Origin of the sequence: Mesorhizobium sp. C089B, from assembly GCF_030323125.1 — a bacterium.
Taxonomy (GTDB): Bacteria; Pseudomonadota; Alphaproteobacteria; order Rhizobiales; family Rhizobiaceae; genus Mesorhizobium.
In genome coordinates this window covers 5,742,941-5,764,513 of sequence record NZ_CP100469.1, presented here as the reverse complement: position 1 = coordinate 5,764,513, position 21,573 = coordinate 5,742,941, and the positions used below count along the sequence as shown (strand labels likewise).

General features: G+C 58.3%; 9 protein-coding genes and 11 pseudogenes. 5 read left to right on the top strand and 15 right to left on the bottom strand.

Features of this window, described 5'->3' with window-relative positions:
- Nucleotides 1–80: 80 nt before the first annotated feature.
- Nucleotides 81–1,268: pseudogene (locus tag NLY44_RS33245) on the bottom strand (IS701 family transposase).
- A gap of 58 nt (nucleotides 1,269–1,326) precedes the next feature.
- Here NLY44_RS33245 and NLY44_RS28235 point away from each other — a divergent pair.
- Nucleotides 1,327–2,040 (top strand): annotated as a pseudogene (locus tag NLY44_RS28235) (IS110 family RNA-guided transposase); the annotation flags it as partial.
- A 488-nt stretch (nucleotides 2,041–2,528) separates the two neighbouring features.
- On the opposite strand, the pseudogene NLY44_RS28230 reads toward NLY44_RS28235, so the two are convergent.
- A pseudogene (locus tag NLY44_RS28230) lies at nucleotides 2,529–3,862 on the bottom strand (ISNCY family transposase).
- A gap of 929 nt (nucleotides 3,863–4,791) precedes the next feature.
- Between NLY44_RS28230 and NLY44_RS28225 the strand changes: the two are divergent.
- Nucleotides 4,792–7,254: a CehA/McbA family metallohydrolase gene (locus NLY44_RS28225; protein ID WP_245263908.1), complete on the top strand. Its 2,463-nt coding sequence runs from the start codon at nucleotides 4,792–4,794 to the stop codon at nucleotides 7,252–7,254.
- Between the two features lie 199 nt (nucleotides 7,255–7,453).
- Here the strand turns inward: NLY44_RS28225 and NLY44_RS28220 are convergent.
- Together NLY44_RS28220 and NLY44_RS33075 are read right to left on the bottom strand one after the other, a co-directional pair.
- Nucleotides 7,454–7,678: pseudogene (locus NLY44_RS28220) on the bottom strand (transposase domain-containing protein); the annotation flags it as partial.
- A gap of 276 nt (nucleotides 7,679–7,954) precedes the next feature.
- Nucleotides 7,955–8,011: pseudogene (locus NLY44_RS33075) on the bottom strand (hypothetical protein); the annotation flags it as partial.
- A 257-nt stretch (nucleotides 8,012–8,268) separates the two neighbouring features.
- On the opposite strand from NLY44_RS33075, the gene NLY44_RS28215 reads away from it, so the two are divergent.
- Nucleotides 8,269–9,261 (top strand): IS481 family transposase, encoded by a 993-nt coding sequence (locus NLY44_RS28215; RefSeq protein WP_286454927.1) that lies wholly within the window; start codon nucleotides 8,269–8,271, stop codon nucleotides 9,259–9,261.
- Between the two features lie 131 nt (nucleotides 9,262–9,392).
- Nucleotides 9,393–9,630, top strand: a pseudogene (locus NLY44_RS28210) (IS630 family transposase); the annotation flags it as partial.
- Here NLY44_RS28210 and NLY44_RS28205 read toward each other — a convergent pair.
- Nucleotides 9,615–9,807: pseudogene (locus NLY44_RS28205) on the bottom strand (transposase); the annotation flags it as partial. The pseudogenes NLY44_RS28210 and NLY44_RS28205 sit on opposite strands and share 16 nt — an antisense overlap.
- 435 nt (nucleotides 9,808–10,242) lie before the next feature.
- Here NLY44_RS28205 and NLY44_RS28200 point away from each other — a divergent pair.
- A pseudogene (locus NLY44_RS28200) lies at nucleotides 10,243–11,271 on the top strand (IS110 family RNA-guided transposase).
- A gap of 315 nt (nucleotides 11,272–11,586) precedes the next feature.
- Here NLY44_RS28200 and NLY44_RS28195 read toward each other — a convergent pair.
- The 10 genes and pseudogenes from NLY44_RS28195 to NLY44_RS28150 form a co-directional block, all read right to left on the bottom strand.
- The gene (locus NLY44_RS28195) at nucleotides 11,587–12,633 is read right to left on the bottom strand and encodes a quaternary amine ABC transporter ATP-binding protein (RefSeq protein ID WP_023806948.1); all 1,047 of its coding nucleotides are present in this window, start codon (nucleotides 12,631–12,633) and stop codon (nucleotides 11,587–11,589) included.
- On the bottom strand, nucleotides 12,626–13,513 hold the full coding sequence (locus tag NLY44_RS28190; RefSeq protein ID WP_023806947.1) for an ABC transporter permease: 888 nt from the start codon (nucleotides 13,511–13,513) through the stop codon (nucleotides 12,626–12,628). The genes NLY44_RS28195 and NLY44_RS28190 overlap by 8 nt, the downstream gene beginning before the upstream one ends.
- A gap of 201 nt (nucleotides 13,514–13,714) precedes the next feature.
- Nucleotides 13,715–14,586: pseudogene (locus NLY44_RS28185) on the bottom strand (glycine betaine ABC transporter substrate-binding protein).
- Between the two features lie 844 nt (nucleotides 14,587–15,430).
- Nucleotides 15,431–16,411, bottom strand: coding sequence for an ABC transporter ATP-binding protein (locus NLY44_RS28180; RefSeq protein WP_023806945.1), 981 nt, complete (start codon nucleotides 16,409–16,411; stop codon nucleotides 15,431–15,433).
- The gene (locus NLY44_RS28175; protein ID WP_023806944.1) at nucleotides 16,408–17,424 is read right to left on the bottom strand and encodes an ABC transporter ATP-binding protein; all 1,017 of its coding nucleotides are present in this window, start codon (nucleotides 17,422–17,424) and stop codon (nucleotides 16,408–16,410) included. The genes NLY44_RS28180 and NLY44_RS28175 overlap by 4 nt, the downstream gene beginning before the upstream one ends.
- On the bottom strand, nucleotides 17,421–18,314 hold the full coding sequence (locus tag NLY44_RS28170; protein WP_031356286.1) for an ABC transporter permease: 894 nt from the start codon (nucleotides 18,312–18,314) through the stop codon (nucleotides 17,421–17,423). Before NLY44_RS28170 ends, NLY44_RS28175 begins: the two co-directional genes overlap by 4 nt.
- Nucleotide 18,315: 1 nt before the next feature.
- Nucleotides 18,316–19,254, bottom strand: a complete 939-nt coding sequence (locus NLY44_RS28165) for an ABC transporter permease (RefSeq protein ID WP_023806942.1) — start codon at nucleotides 19,252–19,254, stop codon at nucleotides 18,316–18,318.
- 28 nt (nucleotides 19,255–19,282) lie between these two features.
- The gene (locus NLY44_RS28160) at nucleotides 19,283–20,863 is read right to left on the bottom strand and encodes an ABC transporter substrate-binding protein (RefSeq protein ID WP_023806941.1); all 1,581 of its coding nucleotides are present in this window, start codon (nucleotides 20,861–20,863) and stop codon (nucleotides 19,283–19,285) included.
- 125 nt (nucleotides 20,864–20,988) lie between these two features.
- Nucleotides 20,989–21,190 (bottom strand): annotated as a pseudogene (locus NLY44_RS28155) (cysteine desulfurase-like protein); the annotation flags it as partial.
- A gap of 197 nt (nucleotides 21,191–21,387) precedes the next feature.
- Nucleotides 21,388–21,560 (bottom strand): annotated as a pseudogene (locus NLY44_RS28150) (aminotransferase class III-fold pyridoxal phosphate-dependent enzyme); the annotation flags it as partial.
- Nucleotides 21,561–21,573: the final 13 nt, after the last annotated feature.

Here is a 21,573-nt window from a genome sequence, read left to right as displayed (position 1 = left end):
TTGTGTCGGTGGGAAGATGAGGATCCGGGCGAGGAGATAGCGGATCTCGGGGACGCTCGGGACGAGCGCAGCCATCCGGATCAGGCGGCGATTGGCTCCTTTGGACTCGTTTCGTTCGGTTTGCTCCATGCGCTGTGGCGAAGATCAGCCAATAGCTTCGAGAGGAATGCCAGGGCGGCCATGCACAGGCCCATGTGGCGATGCCATCCATGCCAGGACCGAGCCTCGCAATGATCAAGTCCGAGATCATCCTTGGCGCGCTCAAAGCACTCCTCGATCGCCCACCGCAGGCCGGCCACTGCCGCCAATTCGGCCAAGGAGGAACCGGGCGGGGCGAAGACCAGGTAGTAGGCTTTTTCTCCGGAGGTCGATCGCTTGCGGCGGACGAGAAGCCAATGCTCGAAGCCGCCTTTTGACGTCCAAGGGCGGCGGATGCGTGCCCAGTCGTAGAGCCGAGGCCCTTTGCGCCTTCACCTGCCGCATGACAGGCCCAGTCGTCGGGCTCGAACTCGCTGGCCAGTTCCTCGGGCGAGGTTTGCTCAAACAGACGATCCCCTCCACGGCGCATGAAGTGAGAGCCTCGAACCGCCAAGACATAGGGCTGCTCGCGAGCTTCCAGCATCCGGCGAAGGCTGCTGTCCGCCCCGTAGACAGCGTCGCCCAGAACGTAAGCGCATGGGACGCCGCCATCGAGCGCCGCCTCGACCATGGCGCGCGCCATCTTTGGCTTGGTTGCAAACTCGACCGTCTCCGGGATCGACGCCCTGGCACATCGCGCCCGATCCTTTGTCCATCTCTCCGGCAGATAAAGGCGACGATCAACCAGCGCTTGGCCGTAGCGGCTCGCGTAAGCCAAGAACACGCCGATCTGGCTGTTCTCGATCCGCCCCGCCGTTCCCGAGTACTGACGCGCGACACCGGCGGGACGATCGCCCTTCTTCACAAATCCCGTCTCGTCGACGATCAGGACGCCATCCTCATCGCCCAACGCCTCCACCACATAATCGCGAACCTCGTCTCGGAGCCGATCAGCGTCCCAGTGGCTGCGCCCCAACAGCGACTGCATCCGATACGGCCGCTCCGCTCCGGACTGCTCGGCCATTCAGCCAGCCTGTCTTGCGCTCAATGCCGGAAAGAAGGCCATCAAGGAAATCTGCGCCCGTCTCCCGCAACTCACGACGAGGAAGCATCCGCCCAACCCGTGCCTTCAGCGCCGTGAGCTCCTGCTCCCAAGCCAACAACGACCCTGACCACGAAGCAACAGACATGGTTCCCTCCATAACCCGTCGAGTGAATCAGAAAATCAAATAATCCGCAACTGTAGTACTAGCGCAGATCATGCGCACCGGCCGGTACCGACAGGTGCATGTGTAAAGCCAGCAGTGTCGGCTCTGGCGTTCCCTCCTCATCGCTCGACGCACGTCCTCAACGAAATGCGGACGATCGAGAACGTGGTCAGGTCGATTCTTCGGGAGGCCGGCCTCAAGCTTGGCAGGCCAAGCCGTGCAGCCTTCGCCGATCGCGTGCGCGAGCTCATTGGTGCTGACAATATCGTCATGGCGCTGGTCGAGCCGCTCCTGGCGATCGTAGCCACGATGTTGCGCGAGTTCGGGCGACTGACAAAGCAGGTTCTCGACATCGCCCGCAAGGAGCAAGTCTGTCGGCGGCTGATGAGCGCGCCCGGCGTCGGGCCGATCACCCCTTCCGTGCCACGATCGATCAGCCGGACCGCTTTCGCCGGTCAAGGGAAGTGGGCGCGCATCTGGGCTTGAGCCCGGCACGTTATCAATCCGGTAAAACGGACATTCAGGGCAAGGTCAGCCGATGCGGCGACGAACTCTCCCGCACGGCCCTCTATGAGCGGCGCATTCGCTGCTTGTGCTCAGCAAGAAATGGTCAAGCCTCAGGGCATGGGGCATGAATGTCGCCAAACCGCGCGGTATGGCGATAGCCCGGGTCGCGGTTGCCCGCAAGCTCGCCGTCATCCTGCATCGCATGTGGAGCGATGCGACCGCGTTCCGCTTTGGCAAGGAAGCCGCTGCCCCGCGTCGGCATGAAATAGGACAACAGATAACGAAGAGGAACATACACACAGTGATTTACCGAGAGGGTGATCCGGATCGTTCCCGTGGGGACGATGGGCAAGGCGATCTCGTTGGCAGGCTAGATCCTGGATAGATTCTCCCAAGGTCGCTCAATAGATTGAGACGCCTCGCTCTCCTGACCCCATCATGCGGCGGCCCGGCGCCGACGCGAAGAGAAGCGAGTGACCCACGGGGCAATATCGTCCGGAAAAGACAGGAAAAGCTTGACCTCACCGACCCCCTGCTAGTCAGTGCGCATCCATAAACGCTGTTTTTGCGAGTGTTCTGAGCCAGTTTGGCGACCCAATTCATGCTGTTCTTGCGGCGCGTTATGGCGCGAGACGTTGAGATCGCGACCGAGATTGTTTGCAACGGTCATGCGGGCATAAGGTATCGGCCGCGCTTGCCGGCATGCCCATTGAGGGCGACCCGATGAGTGGGGGGTCAGTTGGGTGTGAGGCGGGCGAAGAGGGCGAGGTTGTAAGCGACCACCGAGGACCAGACGTAAGCCTTGAAGCGGGTGAGCCCACGCCAGGTGCAGCAGGCCAGACCGTAGGCGCGTTTCAGGCAGGAGATGTCGGCCTCGATGCCGGCGCGGAAGTTCCTCAGCTTGCGGTAGACCCAGCGGCTCTTGACCATGTCTTCTATTTTGAGGCCCGCCTTCTTGTGGAAGGCCATGTCGCGCACGCCCCAGGCCTTGGCCTCGCTCAGATTGGCACGGCTGGCAAAGCCGCCATCGGCGGCCGCCTGCCGCGGCGCTTGGGCATAAAAAGCGATGTGGCGCTCCAGCATTGGCAGCAGACGCTCGCTGTCGGCCGGGTTGCCGGCCTCGATGACGAGATCCAGGATCAGGCCGCTTCTGCCGGTGGTCAGATTGAGCTTGTGGCCGTAATCGACATCGCGACGGCCCTTGACGATGATGTCGGCATGCGGCTCGAAGAGGCTACCAGCTTCTCGCCGGCGGGCACCGCCTCGCCGCCCAGGACCCGCCGCTCGGACTGGGCGATGATCTGCTCGATCAGCGGCCGGTAGTGGCAGACGGTGGCCTGCCAGAGTTCGCCGGCCGGGCCCGTCGCCAGGGGCAACTGCGCCGCCGCCTGGTCCAGGTAGGCCAGGGTTTTGTGGGTGATCCTGAGCAGCTCGCGATAGGACTTGACCCGTTGGAGACGGCTGCGGGCATACTCGATCGTACGGGCCCGCTTCTTCGCCGCGCGGCAGTGATCATGCCATGGGGTGGCGCTGCCCAAGGCATCGGCCGCGTAGAGCAGCCGCACCATCACCCGCACGGCGTCCCATAACAGGCTGTTGTCGCTTGGCGTGTGGATGAATGCTGCGGTGACGGTGCTGTCGACACGTACGACCTTGCCGTTTTCCAACCTGTCCCGCCGGGCGCTCGTCAACAGCCTCCGATTGATCTCTTCCCAGGTTTGCGCCCGGATCGCGCAGATCGTCTTGTGCAACACTGATTTCTTCGGGCTCCATCCCCACGGCAGCCGGGCAAAGGCTCGGAACGAGGCGGAGTCTTCGAGATGGAAGGCCAGCTCCTGATAGCTCAACTGGCGATGCTGCTTGAGTAGCGCGCAGCGAAGCACGGCCTCCGTCGGCAGGCCCGCGCGACCGGTTTCCCTGACCCCACGCCGGCGCAGGTCCCGCGTCACCAGCCCGAGCAGATCGCGATGTTCGTCCAGCCACTGCGATATGGCTTTCAGCTCACGGCCGATCTCGTGTTCGGCGAAAAGATCGAATACACTGGATTGGACGGTGCGTTCTTGGCGCATTGTCGGCTCCGGCGGTTGCGGGTTCCCTTTAGAATCAGTGGTATGATCTAAAGTGTACCTGAAACCGCCGGGCCTTTCCTGCGGAAATTTTGGTGATTCCTCCAGTAATTTCAGCAGCTTACCGTTTATGGACGGGCACTAGTCTAGACTAAGACTAGGCCTCCAGGCCACCCCTGATCGACGTCGCCTGCAACGACACGATTGCCGTGGGCGACGAACTGTCTGGAGATCGCCTGGCCGATGCGTCCGGCTGCGCCCATGATTACTGCAGTCTTCTATTCTAAGTCGCTCGTAGTTTCAGCCGTTCTTCGAGGGAGATACGAGCACATTCCCTGAACGGCGCCCGAAGACCAGCGGAGGCAGGCCCGCAAAAATCACTCCGTTGTTGAGTTCGCATACATGTTCCAGAAGCCTGGCCGCCGCTCGATCGTCTCAATGGGGTGTCAGACCGGAATACTTGGAAGTCCCTCTGCTGCCAACATGGCATGGCAAGAAATTCTCAGCCTGGAAGGCGGTCCAAGAGCGCTCGAAATAAAATCATCTGAGAGGCCATTTTTTGCATGCCGGACGAGCTTGACTTGAACGGACGGCCTGTCGAAAGTTAGGTTGAAGATTAGAATTTCCTTCGCCAGACTGAACCGGCAAATTAAAAGCACGAACCCGCCGTATCGGACCGTGGCTGCGGTTTCTGCTCAGAACAGAGTTCCCGACTAGATATAATGGGTTAGACTGTTTTAACGCTGATGCAGACACCTCCCTCTCCCCATTTTCATACCGTGGACTTGACACGTTATTTCAACAGCACGCGGGCGCTTCTGGCCGGAAGAATGGGAACAAAGGCCGCTGCCAGCGCGTGGAGAGATACGCCGAGATGTCTGCAATCGTTTCGAGGTATACCATTCTTGTTTTGCATGTCGGCTGGGCCGAATGTGCTGGAGCTCCAGCCTGGAGATGCTGCCACTAGCATCGAGCTTGTACCGACCAGGGCTACGTACCTGGTTTTTGTTCAGACCGCTGCCGACCTTCCAGCGGCCCTACCATCCGGCTTCGGGGACAATTCGCCGGAGGACAATCCGAGCGCCAAGTTTATCGAAAGCAATGAACTCGGTAGTTTAGTTTCTACGTACGCGATTCGATATGCTGACGGCAGTGAAATCGACGTCCCGATATTTCGGCGCTTTGCGATCCAGCAGTCGCATATCTGTTGGGGCGCGAGCCCGTTCGCGGCCACACCAGCATTAGGCCCGCACGTTCACGCAACGCATAGCGAGGATTTCGCTCTCGGAAGAGCTCCGCGGGCTGACTTTGGAACTGCGGAGTTTCGCACGGAATCAGGACGCGCCTATAGCTATGGAGAAAATCTTTGGCTTTATGCTCTTCCTAATCCTAGTCCCGACAAACAGGTCATAGGCGTCCGGCTTCGAGCCGAAAAAGAAGCTTCATTCATCTATGCCGTTAGCACGACGGAGGTTTTCGAACATCCGCTGCGTCTTCAGACCCGGCGAAAGCTGCGAATGCGCTTGCCGACTGGTGTTAATCTCAACGCTTTAGGAGAACTTGACACTGATGATCGGGGTCGTCAGATCGGCATTGATCTCGGGACGGTGATCTCGGCTCGATCCGTCCTAGAATACTCCAACTCCGATTGGCTGAGCGATCTTCCTGACGTACAGCCGGTGAAATCAAACTCGGAGATCATCGTAGAATACTCAGCTCACCCGGATGCTCGCATATATCTGTGCTCCAACGATGGTAGCTTGTTCATGCGGGAGCTCCGTTCGCTCGAAAGTCCTCATAATGCGTCCAATCATCCGCTCGAGGCTATAGCCATTGAGCCAGCCGCAAAGCCCGTGAAGTTTTCCATAATTGAGGCGGGTACAGGTCGCCGCGTCGCAGCCCGGCTGCATGTGCATGGTCCACACGGCGAGTACCTTGCGCCAAGAGGGCACCGCCGGAAAGTAAGTGTTGGTCTGTTTGAGGACCTCTTCGCGGAATTTGCCAATAACCTGAATCAATATGCCTATGTTGACGGGGCTTGCGTCATCGATCTTCCGCTCGGTTCGGTTTTCGTTGAAATAACGCGAGGCGTTGAAGTACGCCCAATCCGAAAGCTGGTCGAGATCGATGCTGGTACCGAGAGTATCATCTTCGAGCTCGAAAAAGTGCTGCGCTGGCGTGAGCAGGGTTGGGTCAGTGCGGACACCCATGTTCATTTCCTTAGCCCGCAGACTGCTTTGCTGGAGGGCCGGGCCGAAGGTGTGAACGTTGTAAATCTGCTCGCCAGTCAGTGGGGTGAAACATTTAGTAACGTGGGTGACTTCGATGGCCGCACAACTGTAGGTGCGAAGAACTTCGGTGGCGACGGAGAGTTCCTAGTTCGAGTTGGCACCGAGAACCGCATGCAGGTCCTGGGGCACATATCGCTACTTGGATATCAGGGCGACATCATCGATCCGCTATGTACGGGCGGTCCGGAAGAGGCTGCTATTGGCGATCCTCTAGAAACTACCATGGCTGCCTGGGCAGAACGTTGTCGTCAACAAGGCGGGCTCGTCATAATGCCACATGCCCCAAACCCGCAGGCGGAGCGGGCAGCAGACATTGTCCTTGGGCTCGTGGATGCGATCGAAGCTATGAGCTTCAACCCGAGGAGATGGCAGATTGGCGCATTTGCGCTTGCTGATTGGTATCGGTACCTCAACGTTGGCTATCAACTCCCATTGGTAGCTGGTTCGGACAAAATGGACGCAGCCTCTCTGCTTGGCGGATTACGAACATACGTTCATTTAGGTGCCCGCGAGTTCACGTATGAGAATTGGATGGATGCTGTGCGGGGCGGCGATACTTTCATCACCGTCGGGCCGCTCGTCAAAATGGCTGTGGAAGGTCGGCGCCCCGGCGACAAGATCCAACTACCTCCGGGAGGCGGGAGGGTCACTATCAACTGGCAAATCGAATCGGTGAGTGTTCCTACAAAGCGCCTAGAAGTGATTCGCAACGGGATGGTCATAGACGAATTCCGCTATAATAGCTTATCGTGTGAGGGACAAACCTCAGTCCAGGTTTCGGAATCGTGTTGGGTGGCAATCCGACTCCGGGGTAGCGTCGCAGGGCGAGACGCAGACATATCGGCCCATACAAGCTCAATTTTCGTTGAGATAGGAGGGAAACCTATCTTTGCAACGGCGGACGCCGTAGCGATCTTGGCTCAGATCGAAGGCTCAATTGCTTATATTGACACATTGGCTCCAAAGGCTGATGAAACTAGGCATGCACGCCTGAGGGCCACGCTGGAACTCGCCCACCATCGGCTACACCATAAAATTCACCACCTGGGCGTCAGGCATGAACATACCCCGATTCATTCGTTGCACAAGAAGCGTGAGCATTGAACCAGCCACCTTCGACACTGACCTACTCTAGAGCACCCATCCTGTGATCGATGAATCGATTGTGATGTGACGGCTGCGTCTTGTGCTTGGTCGGGATAGGGGGACGCCTCACGGCGCCGCCCCTCCCACACCACCGGGCATACGGGTCCGTACCACGGCGGTTCGATCGGATTAAGCTGGTTGAGACGTAACCGCTGTCTCAGGCCACGGCCTTGAGCGGCATAGGGCTGTAGACCCAAGGCAGCAGATCATCGATCTGGCTTTGTGGATGGCCGGCGACGATCCGGGCGATCACGTCAGCGAGGTAGGTGTGAGGCTCGACGCCGTTGAGCTTGCATGTCTCGATCAGCGAAGCGATGGTTGCCCAGTGCTCGGCGCCGCCGTCGGAGCCGGCGAAGAGTGCGTTCTTGCGGTTCAAGGCCATCGCAGGGTCATTCTGCCCATGTCGGGCAGATGGTGGAGTTTCATTACCGCTGGCATCCATATTACGGCGGGAAGACCGAGCGACTCGAAGTGGTTTTTGCGTAAGGCCTGTTGGACCGCCGGGTGTCCTGACATGCGCCAGAATCCCGTCGGCGAACCGGCGGCAACCGCGGCTCCGAACTTTTGAACGCCACAACGGCGCAGTTCCTGAAGCGGTTGTGCCCGTTTCCCATTGCCGCCAAAGATACAAACGTAGTCTTCGGCGGATCCACGCTTCCAAGTTCGTAAGCAGCCGTGGGGTCTGGCAGAAGCCGAAGTAACCGCGCCAACCGATGAGGTATGGCTTCAGCTCCGTGATCCCTGATCAGCTGCGGCAGACTGATCCCCCCAGCGTCAACGACGCAATGGCACCGTCTCCCGCGTCGCAGATGGTCCTGCATCGCGACGACAGGCGACCGCCCAAGAGCGATCGGGCGAGCTAGCTCGCTCGCTCCGGCGCCTCGGACATATTGTCGAGCCCTAAATCCCCATTAGATGTTTGATCCCAGGCTTTGATGGCGCATACTTTTCGTCCGAATCAAAGGATGCGCTATGGGCCAGGTTCTTCATGGGAGCGCCACGACGACAGAGGCGATCCGTCGAGCGATACAGCATAGTCAAGAGAGCCTGAGGGCGCTGGCGAAGCGCTACGGCATCAATCAGAAGACGGTTAGGAAGTGGAGGAACCGGACGTCGGCCGCCGATCTTCCGACTGGCCCCAGAGATCCGAAGTCGACAGTGCTATCGACTGAGGAAGAGGCGGTCATCGTCGCCTTTCGGCGTTATACGCTGCTGCCACTGGACGATTGCCTCTATGCTCTCCAACCGACGATCCCGCATCTGTCGCGGTCATCCTTGCATCGCTGCCTGCAGCGTCACGGGATAGGCAGGTTGCCGGATGTCGAGGGCGACAAGCCGGCAAGGAAGAAGTTCAAGGCCTATCCAATCGGCTACTTCCATATCGACGTCGCCGAGGTCCGAACCGAGCAGGGCAAGCTGCATATGTTCGTGGCCATAGATCGGACCTCGAAGTTCGCTTTCGTCGAGCTGCACGAGAAGGCAACGACAGCGGTCTCCGCCGATTTCCTGCGCCATCTTCTTGATGCTGTCCCTTACAAGATCCACACAGTGCTTACCGACAACGGCATTCAGTTCACGACCCCAGGTGCCGGCGGCTCGGCCGTTCCGCTGATCAAGGAAGCCATGGCGGCGGGAGAAATCATATGGGCGCACGCCTTCGAACATACTTGCGCCAAGGCCGATATCGACCACCGAACGACAAAGCCAAGGCACCCATGGACCAACGGCCAGGTCGAACGCATGAACCGCACGATCAAGGATGCGACCGTCAAACGCTTCTACTACGAGAGCCATGACCAACTGCGCCAGCATCTCGCCGATTTCGTCTTAGCCTATAATTTCGGCCGTCGACTGAAGACCCTCAAGGGCCTCACGCCCTTTGAATACATCTGCAAAATCTGGACAAAAGAGCCCGAACGATTCAGGCTCGATCCAACCCATCAAACCTTGGGACTAAACATCTAGCCCCGCCCGCCATCCCGCGGTTCAGTTCAATCAGGCTTCAATGTAGTCGCGACCCGTGCGTGCCCGCCCAATCGCGCCCGCGACTACACAGAACCCTCCAGATTCAATACCCGTCTCGATGGAGGTGCACGATGGGAAGAGCATTGAGCGGGGCTCTTCGGTCGCGAGTCGTGAAGACGTCGGACGAGAGCATGTCGGCGCGTCAAGGGGCGGCGCGGTTCGGGGTGGGAGGTGTCCAGCGATCCGCTGGATTGCGCGGGCGAAGATCGGCGAACTGATGCCACGCCCGCAGGGCCGCCGCGGCGCCTCCAGCCTCGATGCGCATGAAGCCTTATCGTAGGGCTGATCGAGGAGCGCAAGGACATCACGCCGCGCATGACGTAGAAGATCGCATCCACGACCTCGCGCAATGGCCATTTTCGCGGTCGCCCGTCGGGCAGGCCGTGGGCATGAGTGGCGCGATCAAACTCCACTCTACGTCCGTCATGTCTGTTTGGTGACGAAGGCTTTCGCGGTTATCTGGCGGCGAGTAGCAGGCGTCCACATCAGGTCTCTCCAATCAGGCTTCGACAACCGGTTGGAATCACGACAGCCAGCTGCTCAAACCCCTTCCGCGGGGTCCAATATTGGAGCACATGCTTGTGGGGGATGTAGATCCATACAAGTCCACTAACACATTGAATTAGAATAGTTGGGCAACAGCCCGTCCTCTGACTTGGCAGGATACGGAAAACGTGACACGAAATCTGAAGCGCTCTTCCAACACCACGATCGCTCGTGATCGACGACCGAATCAGGTCCAAGCGCCGTCTGTTCAAAAAGGAACTTCCGAACGCTCTGGCCCGCAGAGCCAACGCTCCAAACTTTCGAGACGGGTGGGGTGATAGGGGTCTCGACCGAGCCAGATGACGGCGGCTGCTCCTGTCGAATGCTGAAAACGTGGTCGATGTGAGTCGCAACAAACATTTGGAAGGAGCAGCCATGAAGTACTTTGCGGGACTGGACGTGTCGTTGGAAGAGACCTCTATTTGTATTGTCGACGAGACTGGCCGGATCGTGAAGGAGGCGAGAGCGTTGAGCGATCCGCAGGCATTGTGTGACGCGCTGAAGGGAACCGGCTTGCAGCTTGAGCGGATCGGCCTGGAAGCCTGCTCGCTGAGCTTCATGAGGGACTACGCCGAAGGCTTGTCGGCGACCTGCATTGAGACGCGGCAGACCAAAGCGGCGATGAAGACGATGCCAACAAAACCGACCGCAATGACGCCCGCGCGGGCGCAGATCATGCGCACTGGCTTGTATCGGCAGATGCATGTCAAGAGCAGGCAGTGCCGGCTGTGGCGTTCGCTGCTAGTTGCCCGCCGCACGGTGCTGAACGAGATGCGTTCGATCGAGAACGTACTGTGGGCGATCCTGCGCGAATCCGGCGTCAAGCTGGGCCTGCCGTCGCGCAGCGCGTTTGCCGGCCGCGTGCGTGAGTTGACGGGCGCTGACGCCGAGATGATGGCGATGCGATGGTCGAGCCGCTGCTTGCAATCCTCGGTGTGATGTTGAGAGAGTTCGTTCGCCTGACGAAGCAGGTTCTCGACATCGTCCGCCATGAAGAAGTCTGCCGGCGGCTGAAGAGCGCGCCCGGCGCCGGACCGATCACCGCGCTCGCCTTCCGCGCCACGATCGATCAGTCTGAGCGGTTCGGCTTGTCGCGGGCGGTGGGCGCATCTGGGACTGACGCCGGCGCGCTACCAGTCCGGCGAGACCGACATCCAGGGGAAGGTCAGCCGATGTGGCGACGAACTTGCACGCACCGCGCTTTATGAGGCGGCCCACACACTGCTGGTGCGATCGAAGAAGTGGTCGGGCCTCAGAGCATAGGGCGTGAACATCGCCAGGCGGCGCGGCATGGCACGAGCCCGGGTTGCGGGCGCCCGCAAAATGGCGATCATTTTCCATCGCATGTGGGCCGACGCGACCGAGTTCCGCTTCGGAAAGGAGCCTGTTCACCTGGCCGCGTGACCTCCTGAGACAGATTTAGCTAGGAGCAAGCAACACGATGAAAGCCTTCGCCCGAAAGGGCGATGCCCGGATTGCTCCCTAGGGACGATGGGCGATCTCCTAGAGAGTCCCGAACCTGCCGGCCCAAGCGCGGCAAGGTCGTGAAACAGATTTGACGCTTCGCTCTCCCTGACCCCATAATGCGGCGGCCCAAGCGCTGACCGCGAAGAGAAGCGAGCGACCCAAGGAACGGTCCAGAAAAAAGTGCGGGAGCACCTTGACCGCAACGACCCCAATCAGAGAGGCTCTTGGGAAAATCACCAACGACCTGTTTCTTCAACATTTCTTCTCGCCGACGGACGAAAGAGCTGCCGTAATTTGCCGAAGAGAAACTGTCCCAACGAAATGACCAGCCTCATCGGTGACGACGGCCGTGTCGTAGGACGTATTCGACAACTCTCTGGCGGCGAGTTCGAGTGTGGTACCACTTTTTAGCTTGGGCAGCGATGCACTTTCGGATGGCAGCGGTTTATCCATAACGGCATCGACTCTTATGAAACGTCCACGGTTGACGTCTTTCACAAACCGCTCGATATAATCGTCGGCGGGACGCAAGAGGATGTCCTGGCTGTCACCCTGCTGGATAATCGACCCGTCCCGCAGGATGACGATCCGGTCGCCAAGCCTTAAGGCTTCGTCGAGATCATGCGTGATGAACACGATTGTTTTTCTCAATTCCGACTGCAGGCCGAGAAGCATGGTCTGCATGTCAGTTCTGATCAGCGGATCGAGAGCCGAGTAGGCCTCATCCATCAGAAGGATCGAAGCATCGTTGCTGAGGGCGCGCGCAAGCCCCACCCGCTGTTGCATGCCGCCAGACAACTCGTCCGGATAGCGGGTCTCAAAACCGGCAAGCCCCACGCGGTCAATCCACCGCATGCCGATCTCACGACTCTTTGCTTTGTCGATTCCTCGAACCTCCAGTCCAAAAGTCACATTGTCGACAACGGTCCTGTGCGGCAAAAGTCCGAATCTTTGGAACACCATGGCCGTCTGATTGCGACGAAACTCTCGCAACTCTCGTTCAGACATGTCGAGTATGTCACGTCCGCCGATAATGATAGAACCGGACGTGGGCTCGATGAGTCGATTTATGTGCCGGATCAGCGTCGACTTGCCGGAGCCAGACAATCCCATGATGACCTGAATTTTCCCGGCCGGAATGGAGATATTAATACCGTTGAGCCCAAGAATGTGGCCATGCACCTTCGAAAGCTCGGATTTTGAAAGCCCATCCCTAACCTCCTTGACGAGGAGCTTCGGGTAATTTCCAAATATCTTGTAAAGATCGCGTATTTCGATCGACGCGGCGCTTCTACTCATGTGTAGCGCCCCGATGCTTCTGAAGGCGTCGCCCATAGGCCTGAGTGATACGGTCGAAAATTATTGCAATCCCCACGATGGCAAACCCGTTGAAGATGCCTTGCGTAAAATATTGGTTCGCAATTGCCTGGAGAACGTTCAAACCGAGCCCCTGCACGCCGATCATCGACGCGATGACAACCATTCCCAATGCCATCATAATAGTCTGGTTGATGCCGGCCATGATCGTCGGCATAGCGAGTGGCATTTGAACTTTCCAAAGCTTCTGCCATCGCGAGCAGCCATAAGCATCAGCCGCCTCCAAAACCTCCTTGTCGACAAGCCGAATACCGAGGTCAGTAAGCCGGATGACCGGTGGGATAGCGTAGGTCACCACCGCGATGAAGCCAGGCACGCGGCCAATGCCAAGCAGCATCACGACTGGAATGAGATAGACGAATGGCGGCATCGTTTGCATGACATCGAGTACCGTCTGGATGATCCGCCCGAAATGCTTAAAGCGGTTCATGAGGATGCCCGACGGCATGCCGATGGCGATGGAGAAAACTGTAGACGTGAATACAAGCGAGATCGTCCTCATCGCATCGGACCACAGGCCAATGAGACCAATGGTGATAAGCGTTCCGACCACGGCAGACACCATAGTCCATTTTCTTGCGGCAACCCACGCCACCCCTGCTACTGCAAGGATCACGAGAGGCCAGGGTGCGTTCGACATGCAATTTTCGCAGAAGATCAGAACAAGCTGAAGCGGGTGAAAGAAGTTTTCAATAGCCTCGCCGTAAGCGCGCGTTAGCGCCCGGAGCGAACCGTCGATGAACCGCTTGGCCGCCAGCAGTACGTCGGGATCTAATTGAGGAAACTTAAAGAGCCAATCCATTTAGCGATCCCTGCTGGGCGGGTTTGGGACTGGCCCCGCGCATGCCATCAAGCAAAAGGCGCGGCCGACACTGTATCATGAAAGGACAGTATTCTCCCCTGCCAGAGAGGCAACATCGACTGGATATCTTACTCGCAGTGGCCACAAGTAGTGGAGGCTTCGAAACGGGTTCGAAGCCTCCAAGTGGCGTCTGCACAGCAGTTATAGCGCGGCCTTGATTTTCTCTGCCACCTCAGCCGGGACCCACTTCGTCCAGACCACAGGCAGGTTCTTGAGAAACCATTTGGCGCCGTCCTCGCCATTCGCCTGGTTCTCTGTCATCCACAGCATCACCTTGCCGACCTCGGCTTGGCTCCAACTGCGTTTGCTCAGGTATTCCACGATTGGGCCGACGTCGCGCTTCATGAACTCGCTGCTCACCAGCGTCACCATGTCATTCGGCTTCCAATAATTCGGCTTCGGATCGGGGCAATCCTGAACCGTGGTGCACCGGACCCATTCGGCATCGTCGTGCGCGCCTTCAAGGCGCACCATCGGGTATTTCACCAGCAGGGACGTCGGAGCCCAGTACGCGGCTATAAAGCCTTTCTTGCGCTCGTAGGCCCTGGTAATGGCGCCATCGAGCGCCGCTGCCGAACCACTGGGGACCAGCACGAAACCTTTCTTGTCGCCTTCCAGCGCTTTAAACAGCTGCGCTGTGACGACGGTGTCCCCCAGCCCTGCGGCCCTTGTATGATGCCACCCTTAGACGGATCTTCCGGTGCAGGAAACAGTTCAGGGTGTTTTAACGCATCTTCGACGGTCTTGATCTCGGGGTGCGCATCGGCCAAATAGCGCGGAATATACCACCCTGAAACCGCTCCGTCGCTGACGGCTTTCCCGATTGCCTTAATCCGGCCCTCAGCAGCACCCTTAGTGTAGACGTCGCCCAAAAGACTCGGTGTCGACTCGGAAGAGATGTCGGGTTGTCCCTTCTCGACCATAGCAGTGATCGTCGGCACGGTGTCGCCTGCGACCGTCGTTGCGTTGCAGCCATAGCCGTTCTTGAGGATGAACTGATCGACATTGGCCAAAGCCTCAGCTGATTGCCAATTGAAGACCGACAGACTAATGTCGCCGCAAGCGGCGTGCGCTGCCCCCCGCTAAGCAGCGCTCCCGCGACAACGGCGATGAACCAAAAATTTCTCATAGGACATCTGCTCCTTGATTTGAACTTGTTCACGACTTGGACAACTAGGGTCAAACTCGCGCTCTTTGGCGGATAAGGGCCGGGGCTTAAACGCCATCCACAGCAATGCATTCTTTGCGCCAAGAGCTTGCCCGCGAACTACCCGTCGAAATCAGGGCGTTGAGCGTGGTTGCCTTTGGGAGGCCGCGAAAGAACGTTCAGCCGCATCCAGTGGACGGCTTAGCGCCTTATCCAATTCCGTCCCGCTCCTTTCTTGCAGCGTACAATGGGCACGCCGAGTATTGATCGCGGTCCGCTAGAATCGCCGACCCGGGCATCCGCTTACTGTCAGCTGATGATACTACCCTGAGGAGAAGTATGGTGGGCCCGGCGCGGTTCTCCTATCGAAAAAGATTCACTTCCGAGTTTACAAAAAAACCATGATGCTACTGCTTTCCCTGGATTAAGGGTTCGAATCAGTGACACCTACACCAAGCGCCGGCCCAGCTATGAAATGGCTGCGAAGGCGAGAATCTTTCAGGAGCAGTTGACCTGCCGCGGAACTTGCATTCAGTGGCGATGCGTGCGCACCTATTGTAGTATTTGCGCCAATCCTGCAACTATTCAACGGCGTCGGAGAGTCGGGAACCAGTGGGCCTTCAGGCACTCTGCCCTGAAGCGCACCAACCACCGATCCCTGATCCGGCTCCAGAGCGACTTCTCGCTCTCGCTTGACTCACCGTCTGCGCCTAATGGGGAAAATGGCACCTGAAGCTGTGCTCCATATTTTCGAGGCTTTCTAATTGCTCGGGGAACACGCGGCAACAAATTTCCTGCGCATAACGACAGCGCGTGTGAAACTCGCAACCGGAAGGCCGCTTAAACAGGCTCGGCACCTCTCCCTTGAGCAAAACGCGGTTCAGCACCGCGTCGGGATCAGGCTTTAGATTCGCCGAAAGCAGCGCCTCAGTGTAGGGATGGCGTGGTTGAAGAAAAATCTGCTGGGTCGAACCAATCTCGACGAAGCGGCCGAGATACATGATCGCCATGCGATCGGTCATGTGGCGCACGACATTGAGATTGTGCGAGATGATCAGGATCGCCATGCCAAGTTCGTCCTGAAGCCGCGCGAGAAGATTGAGCACCTCGCCCTGCACCGAGACATCAAGGCCTGCTGTCGGCTCATCGGCGATGATCAAATCGGGTTTGAGCGCAAGGGCTCGTGCGATACTCACACGCCTAGCCTGACCTCCGGAAAGCTGGTAGGGGTAGCGGCGAGCAAAATCCGCGGGCAAGCCGACCATCCGAAGCAGGCGCTCGGCTTCGCCTTCGGCATTGCGATCCCTTAGTCCATGGATCCGAAACGGCTCCGTCAGGAGCGATCGCACCGTCAGCCTCGGCGAGAGCGATCCGACTGGATCCTGGAACATCATCGCCATCCGTCGCAAATAGGGCTTGCGTTCGGCGCCCCTGAGCTCCACAATTTCCTGTCCATCGAAGCTGATGCTGCCGCCCACAGCCCGCTGCAAGCCAATTATCGTGCGCGCGATGGTGGATTTGCCTGAGCCGCTTTCACCGACAAGTGCGAGTGTCTCGCCCTTGCGGATTTCAAAAGACACCCCGCATACCGCGTCGATGAAAGGGGCTTTCGTCCCGGTTGCGAGCGCCTTCAGCGGACCCATGGTGCGGAAGCGGACCCGAAGGTCCTCAACACGAAGCAGCGCGCTCATGCCGAAACCAACCGCTCTTCGTCGAGGAGATGGCATCGGGCGACTTGGTCGAGGCCGATGCGGTACTCGACCGGGTTCTCTTGCAGACAGCGATTGAAAGCCTGGGGACACCGGGTGCGGAAGATGCATCCCTTGCTGTTGCCGAGGAGACTGGGCACCTCGCCGGGTATGGTCGGCAAAGTGCGTGTGCTTTTTTTGATACGCCCCGGATCGCATTCAAGCAGCGCGCGCGTGTAGGGATGAGCAGGATTGTGGAAGATGTCCCGAACGGCGCCCTGCTCCACCACTTCGCCCGCATACATGACGGCGACCCGGTCGCACAACTCAGCCACCGCACCGAGGTGGTGGGAGACGAAGAGAATCGAGCAACCAATTTCTTTTTGCAGATCCTTGAGCAAATGAATGATTTGCACTTCCAGCGTCGCATCGAGGGCAGTGGTTGGCTCGTCGGCGACGAGGAGCGCGGGTTTCACAAGCAGCGCCATGGCAATGCAAACACGCTGACGCATGCCGCCGGAGAAGTGATGCGGATAAGCGCCGATACGGATTTGGGGATCAGGAATTCCGACCCGGTGAAGCATTTCGAGGGCACGAGTGCGCTTTTCACTCCGGCTTACTTGTTCGTGGTGCTGGATATCAATCATCTGGTTCCCGATGGTCCGCACCGGATTGAGTGCGGTCATCGGATCCTGAAAGATCATGGAGAGGCGATCGCCAAGCACTTCTCGACGGGCCTGAGTGGGCATCTTGAGCAGGTCTTTACCTTCGAACAGAATGCTGCCCGATGTCACATCTGCATTTTCTGGAAGCAGGCCCATCACAGTATACGCGAGCGTCGACTTCCCGGATCCGCTTTCGCCGACTACGCCAATCACTTGTGCGGCCGGGACGTCGAGAGAAACGTCCCGCAGGGCATGCATGCGCCCACGCGGTGTGCCGAAATCGAGATTTAGGGCACGGATCTCAAGAAGCCGTCGGGCGGACGTATGCTGAATCAGATCGTCGCGTCTCATAAGTCTTTCCGCAATTTGGGATCGAACATGTCGCGCAGCGCTTCGCCCAGGAATGTGAAGCCAAGTGTTGCAAGGATGATCGGGATGCCGCTAGCGATCACTAGCCAAGGGGTTTGGTTGATGTAGTTATAACCGTCGTTGAGGATAGCTCCCCAGTCTGGTGTGGGTGGTCGCACGCCCATGCCGAGAAAGCTCAGACCCGCCTCTACGGCGATGACGGCCGGCACGTCCATGCTCACCAGGATAAGAAGGGGGCCGATCACATTGGGCAGAACATGGACGCAAAGGATGCGCGTCGTGCCTGCGCCCATGCTGCGCTCCGCAGCTATGTACTCACTGTTCAGCAGCGCCTGGGCCTGGGTGCGCACGACGCGCGCATAGATCGGCACCGACGTTACTGCGATGACAAAAATGATACTCGCCAGACTCGGGCCCAGAAGAGCGATAATTGCCAGCGCAAAGATGATACCGGGAAAGGAGCGGATGGTATCGAAGATCAGCAAGAGCAAATTGTCTAGCCAACGCGGCCCGAAGCCTGCGATGAGGCCAAGCACAACGCCGACCACCAGCGCACCGCCGAGGGAGACGAAAGCGACGAGGAGCGGGATACGACCGCCCATGATGACGCGCGAGAATGTATCGCGGCCCAGTTGGTCCGTACCCAGCAGAAAATCCAGTGAAGGTGCAGCGAGACGCGGCCCTACCATGATCCGGATAGGATCATGCGTGATTATCAGGGGAGCGAAGATCGCAATCGCTGCTATAAGTATAACAAGCACTGCTCCGAGCATGCCCAAACGGTTTTTGCGAAATTGCCCCCAAAACGTGCGAAAGGCGCCGATAGCCCTGGCATCGTTGACTCCCGGACGGATGGATCCAACGCTCACCATGTCAGAGCGTTTCCCGAATTCGCGGATCGAGGAGTGCGTTGACCACATCCGAGAGCGTCGTAGCGACGACGATAAGCAACGTGGTGACGAGAACGACGCCCATCACAATCGGATAGTTGCGCGTATTGACCGCATTCACGATCAAGGCTCCGATGCCAGGTCTTGCAAAGACCACTTCGATAAAAACGGCGGACGAAAGCAGCCAAGCTATGCCTACGCCGAGTATGGTGACGGTCGGCAGAATCGCGAGCGGCAGCGCGTAGCGCGCAACGATGTGCCATTCCGAAATCCCGAAGGAGCGGGCCATGCGCACATGGTTTTCACCCAGGACCTCAAGCATGGATGCGCGTACTAGCCGGGAAATGTAGCCCACCCAACCGATCCCTATGGCAAAAGCTGGGAGGATGAGATGGATAAGTCCATCCCAGAATCCATCGCCGGCCCCGATTGCCGGCAACCAGCGCAGAGTAACGGCAAAAATCATCAGCGAGTAGACCGCCACGACAAAAGAAGGAATAGCGATCGTGGCCACCGTCACGACGCCGGCCACCTGATCGACCAAGGAGTTGCGCCGCATCGCAGAGTAGCAGCCTAGCGGCCCGGCTATGACGACTGCCCAGAAGATCGAGACCAAAATCAATTCGATCGTATATGGCAATTGCTCGAAGACAATGTCAGCAACAGGCCTTTGGCTGAAGGCGTCGAAACCGAGATCGCCACGGAGCAGCCTGCCAAAAAAAGTGGCGACCCGCACGGCAAGAGGTTTGTCGAGCCCCATCTGCTGATAGAGCTGCGCCTTCATCTCTGGAGTCGCGCGGGGGCCGAGTAAAGCTACGGCCGGGTCGCCCGGAACGGCATTGATCATCAGGAACAGAAGTGTCACTGCGGTCACAACGATTGCAACTGCGAGGACAATGCGTTTCAGCAGGTAGAGCCACACGATTTCAGGCCGATCACATGGTTTGGGGTTAAACCGGCTGAAAATCCACGTAGAGGGGCGTCCCGTCCGGTCGGGTTGCAGCTTCCATTTGTGTCGTGCGGTACACCGTCGGAGTCGCGCCGTTGGTCAAGAACCGGTAGGCGCCCGACTCTTCCATCAGGTCCTGCATCTCATAATAGAGCTTCGCGCGGGCGTCCGGGTCATCGAGGGTGACTGCCTTTGCAACCAGCTCGTCGAACCGCGCGCTGCGGAAGCGCTCCCAATTCCAGACGCCCACTTGATCTTGGACAAACCAAGTTACATCGAAATGCGGATCTGGCAGACCGTAGAAGCCGCTTAGAATCAGCTGCAAGTCCTTCCAGCGCTCGCCCTCCGACTCCATCCCGAGCGTCCAGAATGTGCTGGTGTCCCGGGCATTGATCTCGACCGAGATGCCTATCTGGGATAATTGTGCTTGCACCGTCTGGGCTACAGTGGAAGTAACACTATCGTTTGTGCAATCGAGGGTCAGGGCTAGATCTCTTACGCTAGCCTTTTCCAGAAATTCCTTCGCCTTCCCGAGATCGCCTTCTGGCGGCACGAGCGCATTTGCACGATGCCCCACAATACCTGGAGCGATTGTGCCTGTCGCCACGTTGACTTGGCCCGCGTATGCAGCATCCAAGATCTGCGGCACGTTGATCGCCCACTGGATCGCCTTCCGAACGTTGATATCCTTCAGGTTCGGATGGTCCATATTCATGCCAATCCAGTCATACCGGAGCGAGGGCCTTTCCTCAACCTTGGTGTTGGCTGGCGGGCTGCTCTTGAATGCCGCAAGCGAATCCAAACTGATGTTAGCGAAATCAACATCGCCTGCCAGATAGGCGCGTTCGCGGGCCTTATTGTCAGAGACCGGCACGATCCGGATTTCGTCAAAGCCAGGCTTTGGCCCAGTCCAGTCCGGATTGCGCGTTAAGAGTATAAGTTGGCTGGGTTTCCAATCGGCGAGCACGTAGGGACCAGAGAACGCTGGCGGCTTCGTGCCGAAATCGCCACCGTCCTTGGTTGCCTTCATTACCGCGACCTCGCAAACGATTTGGCCCGCATCAGGAAATGGGACGAGCCAGGCAGGCACATACGGCGTCCTAAATACGATCACACCAGTATAATCGTCGTCGAGCTCGACGCGATCAAACGAACCCCAATTGGGCTTGGTAGGCGCATTGAGTTTTTGAATGCGCTCAAAAGAGAATTTGACGTCTTTTGCAGTTAGCTCACCATAGCCCCCGGTGAACTTAATACCTTTCTTCAACCGGAAGCGGATATGCGTCGGGTCCACCTGCTCCATCTTTTCTGCGGCATCCAGTTCCCAATCCCATTTAGTACCCGGCTTGTAACGCGTGAGGCGCGAATAAATGCAGTTCATCACGTCCACTTCCATGGCGCTCGAGATGAAAGCGGGATCAAGCTTGGTGAGGTCGCTACTGGAACACACCTTGAGCGCTTTTCCCTCGGCTGCCCAGATGGTCTGCGACAATGGCAAGCCGGCAGTGACAAAGCCCCCGCCAAGTGCGGCTGCCGCCTTGAGCACGCTCCGGCGGCTCACGCCACGTATAATATCTGTCATCAGATTCCCCTTCAGTTGAGAAACGTGCTTCCACAGAGCCGCCTCCTAATTGTTAGTTGACTATAGACAGGAGTCTGCGGGCCGGGCAGTTGCAAAAAACTCAACTGGCTCGTTACCTAGCCTAGTACTACAGTCGCGGCTGCGACCGTCGTTTCGAAGAAGCCGCCGAGATTGGCGCTTGTGTCAGCAGGCAGCGTGACGCCGCGTCGGTGACCGCTTGCGGCACCTGGGTGCCGGCGGGGTGGTCGAGATAGATGCGGCGGCGATCCTTGTCGGTCAAGGCAAGTGCGGGAAATTTCCGCGCACGGCCTCGATCTGAAATGTCATACTTCCTCCTCAATCAATTCGATTGGCGCGGATCACCCTTGCTCAAGGACAAGGGTGCCGAAGCGTTGGTGGATAGCGTCGACCGCTTCTGCATTTCCTCGGTCCAAACGACGTCGACCGAGGATAGGCGATTTCGAGTTGGGCAATCGTCGTCGCCCCAATGATGTTCGAGGTCTCGAACGGCCGGCTTTGCGACTCAGGTCCGGCTCGATGTCATGGTGCTGCGAACCGAACATGGAAGCGGTCCGGCCGAAACCGGAGACCACTTCGTCGGCAATCAGAATCGCGTCATACTCCTGAGAACGACCTGCACCGTCTCCCAGTAGATTCAAGCGTTAAGCGCAATTCCACCCGTCCCGAGCACCGGCTCGGATGAAGGCGCC

Bases quoted from the DNA above. Each gene is read 5' to 3' on its own strand.
- NLY44_RS28160 (WP_023806941.1), bottom strand. From the start codon at position 20,863: ATGACAGATATTATACGTGGCGTGAGCCGCCGGAGCGTGCTCAAGGCG.
- NLY44_RS28175 (WP_023806944.1), bottom strand. From the start codon at position 17,424: ATGAGACGCGACGATCTGATTCAGCATACGTCCGCCCGACGGCTTCTT.
- NLY44_RS28180 (WP_023806945.1), bottom strand. From the start codon at position 16,411: ATGAGCGCGCTGCTTCGTGTTGAGGACCTTCGGGTCCGCTTCCGCACC.
- NLY44_RS28170 (WP_031356286.1), bottom strand. From the start codon at position 18,314: ATGGTGAGCGTTGGATCCATCCGTCCGGGAGTCAACGATGCCAGGGCT.
- NLY44_RS28195 (WP_023806948.1), bottom strand. From the start codon at position 12,633: ATGAGTAGAAGCGCCGCGTCGATCGAAATACGCGATCTTTACAAGATA.
- NLY44_RS28215 (WP_286454927.1), top strand. From the start codon at position 8,269: ATGGGCCAGGTTCTTCATGGGAGCGCCACGACGACAGAGGCGATCCGT.
- NLY44_RS28190 (WP_023806947.1), bottom strand. From the start codon at position 13,513: ATGGATTGGCTCTTTAAGTTTCCTCAATTAGATCCCGACGTACTGCTG.